Genomic DNA, 8329 nt, shown 5'->3' on the forward strand with positions numbered 1-8329 from the left:
GCAGCCTCTTCTAATGCATCATTATTGTCAACGTCCAAATTAGCAAGAAGCGCATAGAGTTTATCTTCGAGATTGGTCTGAATCAGAAACCTGCGAAATGCCTGACTTGTAACTACAAATGCAGGAGGAACCGGGAGACCAATAGAGGCCATCTCACCAAGAGAAGCGCCCTTACCCCCAACTGATGGGATATCTTCCTTACGGATTTCTTCGAGCCAAAGAATATCAGGAATACCTGTCATGCACACACCAAAATTATTCTTATAGTATTCCTCCACTGTGCAGTAAAATGTTGCCTGATGGGAGAGGTATGTATGAAGGAAGTTTGGGGTGTAGAAATCGTAGTTCAGATACTTATTTATGCAATTCTTACCAACCTTTGGAGGCAATATCCCGCCTTAACTCAGACTGGTAGAGTGCGCGGCTGTAGTATGGATCGCCGCTTGAGGTGACTGCGCAGCTACCGCGATGTCCCCGGTTCAAATCCGGGAGGCGGGACCTTTGTAATGCCCAGATAGTGTAGTGGCCTATCATGTCGGCCTGTCACGCCGACGACTCGGATTCGAATTCCGATCTGGGCGTCTGTTTTTTTTGAATACCAGCATCTTATTAAATCGCTTCGGAAAAAGTATACTCAGCATTTATCCGGGGTTCATAGATATGAAAAAGTATGGGATACTCTTTTTGATTCTCATTCTGTTGATCTTTTCAGGGTTGCCTGCCTCTGCAGATCGACTGCCGAATGTGAGCAAAACAACCAATATGCAGGTACCTGCAACCACCAATCTTCAACTGGTGGGAATGATGGATTCACAGACTCAGGTCCAGATCAATACGAGAAATTATAACTCAACTGATGCGGAGGCTCAGGGATTTCTCTCTCCTGGTTCTACTGAGTCGAATCTGGTTTATAAGCAGGATATGATGAGCAATGGTGGATACCTCGCTCTCGCGAAAGACCAGACCTTTGATGAAGGGAATCAGAATAAACGTGGATACAACGTTGATTCTGCATCAGTCTCAACTTACGCCACCGATCCTGATAAAGGATCCAAATTTAGTACCTCCGAACAGCTCACTCTTACCACCACAGGAAACTGGTCCCCGGTTAATGAAACCATCCATAACGCCCTGGTTCAATCAATAGTCGGGAAGTATTTCGGCGCATTTGAAAGTTCTTATGATGCAATGTCTGATGTCTCCCTGACTACCGGTCAGCTTGCAACCATTGCACAGGGCAGATCTACCGGATATGATGATACGGTGCCTGCAGGTGTCAGATACACGCTGGGTATTCATCCTGATATGTCAACCGGACTACCGTATGCACAGGGTAGTGCTTCAACCGATTTCGTGGTGACCAACAGAGAAGGGTATCAGAATACTTCGAATGAATCAGCAACAAATTCCTTTACCGATTCAACCAGTGTGAACGGTCTGATATTCAAATTTGGCAAGGACTTTGAGGCGACTTCCGGGATTGAAGTGGGTGGTAGTTAACTCCCATTTCTCTGATGATTTCGGTTGCCTCGTTTGATACATTCTGGATGGAGTTTCAAAAAATGAAGACGGATCGATTGGGGAGGTTTGGGTTCTGGCTGATCCTGATTCCACTGGTGTCATTTTCTATCCCCGGAGCCATTGGTTCAACCCAGGTTATTCCACCTTTCGATACATCCGTGACAGCTTCATCTTCTGTTGCGAATATGCAGAATGTCGCCTATGAAACCCACCTCGGTTCAACGGTTGTAGGTGTTGACGAAGATGTTCCTGCTGCGGTCAAATATTCAGTCAGTATTACCGGAGCAAACCGTACCGATGGAAAAGGGGCGGTTGGTATTGCACGGACACACTTTGCTATCACCTCACTTGAAGGACGGGGGACCGAATTGAATGCTTCATCAGAACGGGTATGGCGCGATACCACTGAAGTAACCGGGACCATTATGAATCTCATGAAAAATTTTGATTATAAGTCCGGAATCCGGTTATAGGGGGGAACAAAATGAAGAAAAACTGGTTAATCGTACTGTTGATAGTGAGTATTATGGTTCCTGGTATGGTCATGGCCTATGAATTTAAAGCCGCGGACCTTGGCTACCCTGATGGGTTTATCTGTCACCCTGATTGGCAGTATTTTAGTGCAAGTGAGATGGCTTCCAATTTCATTGCAGACAGGGTTCAGGGGGATGCCCCGTTTACCGTGAGGTTTTATGATACCTCGTATGGAAACCCTGAATCCTGGAACTGGGATTTTGGTGATGGAAATTCATCAAGTGAACAAAATCCAGTTCACACGTATCTGATTCCTGGTAGCTATGATGTAGCGTTAAAGATTGGAAATGGGTACAATTATGAAACCGTGTATAAAACTCCCACCAATTCAAGCAACGGGACATATACTGATTATGTTAATCGGGGTCTTGGGCAATTTACCAATATGGAATGGTCCAGTTCTGCCCGTGCACTGAATTACATCAATGTCTCCCCTGAAGGTTCAGGTACCGATCAGCCGGTTCCTTTAGATTTCTATCCTGAACCACAAAAAGCGGTAACACTTCCATCAGGGCAGAAAGGAGTTGTGGGAAATGCTGAATTTACTGCAGATACCATCACCATTACGCCCAGTACGCAGAAAGGATATACCGATACAATGAGAATCAGTGGTGCGTATCGTCTTTCGAAGTTTACTCCCTATAATAATGCATATTAACCTTTTTTTGCACTGAACAGGTGATCATATCTCTTCCAAAATTTTTAGAATATACAATTCCGGTCATCTTACTCTGGAGAAGGTGAACACTCCATGTCTTTTGATCCTGGTATTTCTGGTTTTTCTGCTGACTGCAGGTTGTGTCACTGATAAACCGGTGAATCTGACCGATGCCCGGCAAAGTCTGACCAGTGCCGGTGAACAGGCTTCACAGGCAGGAGATAATTCGCAGGCTCTTGCTCTGGTTGATGCTGCCCTCAGTCTGAACAGCACAGATCCTGAACTCTGGGTCAGGTCAGGTGATCTTCTGGTACGGACCGGGGAGCAGAACGAAGCACTCGCTGCCTATGATCAAGCACTTGTTCTCAATCCTGAAAACTCCTCAGCCCGGACAAATCGCGCTCAGATTCTGATTGGAACCGGTGATGTGGATTTAGGAAGTGAAGATCTGGAACGCGTTATCAGAGAGGATCCCGGATATGCCCCGGCTTATGCAGCACTTGGCGAACTTTTTGCCAGCATGGAGAAGTATGATCGTGCCCTTGCGTTGTATGATGATTATACCAATATCAGTCCGAACAATTCTTCAGTCTGGGTACGGAAGGCTGAGTTGTACCTGAAAAATAGCAGGTATAACGATGCAGCAAAGGCATATGATCGCGCCCTCATGGCGAACAAAAGCGATGTCGGCTCCTGGCGGGCGCTTGCCGATCTACTAACCGCTTCAAAACGATATGCCGAAGCAGCAGTGGCGTATGGGCAGGTAAATGCACTAATTCCTGGAAATCTTTCAGATCAGAAAAAAGAAGCTGAACTTCTCGCAAAAGGATTGAAGATGGAGAAAGCAGCTGCTGCATATGGCACGCTTTATGAGCAAAATCCTGAAGATATGGATATCATCATCTCCTTTGGCCGGGTTCTGAATTCCATCGGTCAGTTTGATGCATCTGCCAATCTCTCCCTGACTGGATTGAAGTTGGATAATAATTCAGCGAAAGCATGGTCAAATCTTGGATTTTCATATGCAAACCAACATAAGTTGAATGAATCCTTCTCAGCCTTTAACAGGTCACTGGAACTCGATCCTTCCAACGATGCAACGCATGCAAATATTGGATTCCTGTTGTTGCAAGAGAAAAATTACGATCTGGCACTTGCACAATTTGAGAATGCGACCCGGATAAACCCTGATGACGCTTCTTCATGGACTTACCTCGCAAAGACCAAAAAAGAACTTGGAGATTATCCCGGTGCAGCGGAAGCAGGAAAAAAGGCTACCGAACTGGATGGGACCTCGGTTGATGCCTGGTACATCCTGGGAGATGCTTCATTCTGGAATAAGGACTATGACACTGCAGAGGCTGCGTTCCGGAAAACCCTTGAGTTGTATCCATCAAATAATGCTGCCTGGCAGGGATTTATTGAGACCCTGCGCAAGTTAAACCGTGGTGATGAATCTCTTCATTTCTATGATGAACTGCTCAAAAAAGAACCTAATAACACCCTTGCCTGGATGAATATCGGCTATGCTGCTGATCGTGCCAAGAAATTTGATATCTCTGAAGAAGCGTACCGCAAAGTTGTCGAGTCTAATCCAAACATGACCGATGCCTGGGTTAGTCTTGGGTATGCGAATTTCCAGCAGGGATATCCCCTGGGTTCGATCCCTGCATTCAGTCAGGCGATCAATTTGAGTCCCAATCTGTCCACTCCGTATGTGAACCGTGGGGCTGCATATCAGGCGGTGGATCAGGATGAAAAAGCCCTTGCTGATTATAACAAATCACTCCAGTTAGATCCCAGCAATCGCGATGCTCTCTATGGAATGGGACGTATATTATACAAAGAAGGGAAGATCGCAGAAGCGTTTCCTTATTTCCAGAAGATAAATGAGGAACTCTACATCTCCCGGATTTATGACAATTTGTATGAGGGATATACCCGTTTCTCTAATAATTATCATTATTGGCGATACACCTATCAGTGGACATAAGAAAAATTCCATTCACTTGGATTCGCTCTCTGAAACCGTTACCACTGGTGAACATACCCTTTTTTTTGGAGCAGGGTTCCATCCAGAAGGATATCCAGTTCTCTGGTAACCTCTCCGATAATCTGTACCGGTGATGGGATTTTCTCTTTCATGTCTGCCGGAACAGTGAATAACAGTTCAAAGTCCCCTCCTCCGTAAAGAGCTAAACTAAGTGCCTCCTCTGGTGAACGATCCGTGATGCAGGGAATCTTTGAACTATCAATCCTGCAACCGGTCCCGGATGCGTTCATCAGGTCATGGATCGATATCGCCAGACCGTCACTGATGTCCATCATTGCCGTCGCTCCCGCCTGACGGAGAAGTATTCCTTCTGACACCCGTGGCTTTGGCTCGCATAGATCTTTCCAGTACCTGGGATCCCCTTTAAGACCAGCCATTGCCCGTCCATGGATACCGGTCACTCCGATTAGATCACCGGGCTGTGTCCCGGATCTCCTTACCGGATTCCCGTCCTCTACCGATCCGATCCCGGTAGAAACCAGCGTAAGTTCAACATGTGCATCAAGATCTCCTCCGATGTATCTGGCACCATACTGAAGGCAGCACTGCTGTGCTCCCCTGACTAATTCATCAAGCCGCTCCTCACGGTCAAGCCCGATGGCCAGTGTAAGAAACCGGGGTGTGGCTCCCATGGCTGCAAGATCACTGATTGTCACTGCCATCGCCATCCACCCGATCTGCCATTCAGTCATGCCCTGTGGGAAATCAGTAGATTCGTGGAGCATGTCGGTTGACACAACCGGGATTCCTGTGATCCTGGGAAGCACTGCACAATCATCTGCACAGGTCTCTATGCCCAGGACCGGGCAGATAATAGAGAGAAGTTCCCGATCATCCATCTTTCCTGACCTCCCGCTCCCGTTCTGCCCGGTACTCCTTGAAGATGCCGTTCAGCATCTCTTCACTCTTCTGGCGACGGTACTCCTCAAATCCGTCCTGCCAGAGACTCATGGCTTCATCTAACTGATCGGGATCGCAGGACCCATAATCACCCTTGATCGTAACCTGTACCCCGACACCGGGAAGGACCGGTAGTTCTTCTGACCACGAGATCTGACACAACTCTTCCGGAATAGAGATGGTTGATCTATCCCCGATGATGATCGCTCCGATTCCAATTTGGGCAAGATCATGCATGCTGTTCTTTCCCCAGGTTCCAGGTGATCGCACCTGCAGGATATCTCCACTCTTCAGCCCGATGCGATCGGTTATCGTATGAATACTCTCACGGGAGAGATCAGCCAATACCTTGACGATCTGAAGATCAGCATCAGGATTCGCGGTCTCAACCTCCTTCATTCGCTTGAGCCGTTTGTGCAACTTTTTGTTATTTTTTTCTTCGAACCTGATCCTTTTTTTCAGATTCTCGATGATCAGATCACGCCTGGCAACTTCAGGTTCCGCTTTTATCTGCCGGTTTTTTGTTGATTTAAGGTTTTTATTTTCTCCCTTCAGTCTTTGGTTTTCTTCTCTGAGCTGCTCGATATCTTTCTGAAGGTCACTGACCAGGACTCTGAGATCTTTAACCTGTCCATCGAGGATTCTCACGCGTTCATCAGATGAATCAAGAGCGATATCAGGTTTTTTGACCTCGGGTTTCTGTTTTTCTCCCTTAATTGCAGCAAGGATCTGTTCAAGTGACTGTCCCCTGATAATCCCGGCTCTGACCTCATCCATATCAACACCGGAGGGAACACGTTTGAAAACATTGGCAAACTTATGCTTCCAGAACCGTGATGCTTCAATGGCAGCTGTCAGGGCATCGCGTTCATGATCATTGGCATAAGTAAATTTTCCAGCGAGTTCATACTTGGTCTCAACACTGATATCCTGCTTTGGGATGTAGGCAACAGCCTGAAATGCACGTCTGATCTTTTCCACGGTAAATGGCATTGGTGAAACATCTGAAGCGATGAGAACAGGTTTCCCAATTCCGTACAGAAACTCGATCACATCACCCATGTTCATCTGCCGGGAACTGTGCACTTTCATGAGTTTACCATTCAGATCGAGGGCCGCAATTCCCACGGTAGTTCCCGGGTCAATCCCCACAATCAGGTATCGTGGTCTGGTATTAAGCGGTCTGTACTGGATTCGCTCAAGTCGTTTTCCTGATATTCTGACCTGAACATCCCCACCCCGTGATGAGGGGATCGGTATCTCCTCCCGATTCTCCCTTACATGAAACACTACCCGAGATACGCCACCAAAAGCCTTGAACTCCTTCTTCCAGAAGTTGAGTCCGGCATTCTGTAATTCATGCTCGATATCACGGGCATAGGTGAGCACGTTTCCATGGATCTTTCTTGCATACCGGTTCTGACTCCACCCACCTTTCCCTGGAGAACGGTTGCGGGAGACCACGATCTCGGTCTCCTTCTCGAACGCTACTACCTCAACACCGGTTCCCTGCGCAGCAACCAGAGCGATGGCCCGTGCCTCAGCGTAGGGATCAAACCGGTTGAAGGTGATATTATATCTTGCTGCAACCTGTATCAGGCCGATCTGCTTCTCCCCTCCGGTAACTGAAACGAATCTGGTCTGAGGAGGGAGTTGCTCAATAAACCGGTAGACGTCCTGGGTGTGTGGGGCGACCTCCTGGATACTGTCAACCGCGAGAATATCAGGCCGGTACCGATGAACGAGACGCATGAGACGAAAAAGAGAGACACTCTCTTCACTGGTAACTTTTCCGTCTAGAACTGTGACCAGTGCATATTTTGGGGCTACTGTTCGGGATCTGGTTGATCCCGTGATGATATCAATCCCGAAAACCTTCACCCGATCACGCGTCCCCTGAGTTCATCCTGGTCTGTCTTCATCTGGTACTTTCGCTGGAAGAACTGACAGATGGTTCTGATATCGTGATCCAGAATCTCTCCGGCGTTGGGATGATCCGGAGCAACCCACTGAGGCCAGTCGATGATCACCGGACGATCCCCGTCGGTCATAATATTATATTCTGATAGATCTCCATGCACGAATCCAAGCCGGTAAGCTTCGGTGATAGCAGCGATGATCTCATCAAAAAATGGTATGGGATCTGGCAATGTGATAGCATTCAGATTTACTCCCGCGATATGAGACATCACAACGACATTTCGGTTCATGAGGATCGGGACCGGGACTGAAACGGTCCGGTGTAGGGTTGAGAGTGCGATATACTCCTGTTCGGCTGAGAGATGGGAAGCAAATATCCAGGGGCAATGTCCCTTGTCTGGAAGAAATCCCCGGGATCGCTGAACGGCTTTAAATGAGCGCTGACCTACCCGGTGGAACTTGAGAATTACCGGTCCGGTTCCCATAGCTTCATACACCAGTGATTCCTTTCCCTCACCCACCAGAGATCCGAGTGCTGATATGGTCCCTTTCTTAGCCAGATGATTAACCGCGAGGGTATCATAGCCGTTATAGAGGATTGCATATCCGGGGTATGGGATCTGGGTGAACTTGATCATCCCTTTTTCAACCTGCCGCCGAACCCGATATTCGTCTTCACCTGCAGAAAGCTTAGAGTTTTTTATGAGTTCTTCGACCGGTACCCAGTCATACCGGTTCATCAA

General features: G+C 47.6%; 8 protein-coding genes and 2 tRNA genes. 6 read left to right on the top strand and 4 right to left on the bottom strand.

Translation table 11 applies throughout. The annotated features are described in order from the left end of the window. A partial coding sequence (locus tag LUQ50_RS05160; RefSeq protein ID WP_300037188.1) for a PEP/pyruvate-binding domain-containing protein occupies window positions 1-242 on the bottom strand: 242 nt, incomplete at its 3' end. Between the two features lie 150 nt (window positions 243-392). On the opposite strand from LUQ50_RS05160, the gene LUQ50_RS05165 reads away from it, so the two are divergent. From LUQ50_RS05165 to LUQ50_RS05190, 6 genes are all read left to right on the top strand, one after another. Then, window positions 393-498: transfer RNA gene (locus tag LUQ50_RS05165), tRNA-Tyr, on the top strand. Between the two features lie 10 nt (window positions 499-508). Then, a tRNA-Asp gene (locus tag LUQ50_RS05170) sits at window positions 509-581 on the top strand. 79 nt (window positions 582-660) lie between these two features. After that, the gene (locus LUQ50_RS05175) at window positions 661-1500 is read left to right on the top strand and encodes a hypothetical protein (protein WP_300037192.1); all 840 of its coding nucleotides are present in this window, start codon (window positions 661-663) and stop codon (window positions 1498-1500) included. A 62-nt stretch (window positions 1501-1562) separates the two neighbouring features. Next, a complete protein-coding gene (locus LUQ50_RS05180; protein WP_300037195.1) occupies window positions 1563-1994 on the top strand; it encodes a hypothetical protein in 432 nt (143 codons plus the stop codon). 11 nt (window positions 1995-2005) lie between these two features. Then, on the top strand, window positions 2006-2713 hold the full coding sequence (locus LUQ50_RS05185) for a PKD domain-containing protein (protein ID WP_300037198.1): 708 nt from the start codon (window positions 2006-2008) through the stop codon (window positions 2711-2713). Window positions 2714-2795: 82 nt separating this feature from the next. After that, window positions 2796-4706, top strand: coding sequence for a tetratricopeptide repeat protein (locus tag LUQ50_RS05190; RefSeq protein ID WP_300037201.1), 1911 nt, complete (start codon window positions 2796-2798; stop codon window positions 4704-4706). Window positions 4707-4744: 38 nt separating this feature from the next. On the opposite strand, the gene thiL is transcribed toward LUQ50_RS05190, so the two are convergent. The 3 genes from thiL to LUQ50_RS05205 all read right to left on the bottom strand — a co-directional run. Next, entirely contained in the window at window positions 4745-5605 is an 861-nt protein-coding gene (gene thiL / locus LUQ50_RS05195; protein ID WP_300037204.1) for a thiamine-phosphate kinase, read from the bottom strand. After that, window positions 5598-7547 (bottom strand): DUF460 domain-containing protein, encoded by a 1950-nt coding sequence (locus LUQ50_RS05200; protein ID WP_300037207.1) that lies wholly within the window; start codon window positions 7545-7547, stop codon window positions 5598-5600. Before LUQ50_RS05200 ends, thiL begins: the two co-directional genes overlap by 8 nt. After that, window positions 7544-8329: RIO1 family regulatory kinase/ATPase (locus LUQ50_RS05205; protein ID WP_300037210.1), on the bottom strand; the 786-nt coding region annotated here is incomplete at its 5' end. The genes LUQ50_RS05200 and LUQ50_RS05205, both read right to left, overlap by 4 nt.

This window comes from Methanospirillum sp., from assembly GCF_028679455.1.
GTDB lineage: Archaea > Halobacteriota > Methanomicrobia > Methanomicrobiales > Methanospirillaceae > Methanospirillum.

What these genes read in the sequence shown, in the direction of transcription:
- LUQ50_RS05175 (WP_300037192.1), top strand. Translation starts at nt 661, where the DNA reads ATGAAAAAGTATGGGATACTCTTTTTGATTCTCATTCTGTTGATCTTT.
- LUQ50_RS05180 (WP_300037195.1), top strand. Translation starts at nt 1,563, where the DNA reads ATGAAGACGGATCGATTGGGGAGGTTTGGGTTCTGGCTGATCCTGATT.
- LUQ50_RS05185 (WP_300037198.1), top strand. Translation starts at nt 2,006, where the DNA reads ATGAAGAAAAACTGGTTAATCGTACTGTTGATAGTGAGTATTATGGTT.
- thiL (WP_300037204.1), bottom strand. Translation starts at nt 5,605, where the DNA reads ATGGATGATCGGGAACTTCTCTCTATTATCTGCCCGGTCCTGGGCATA.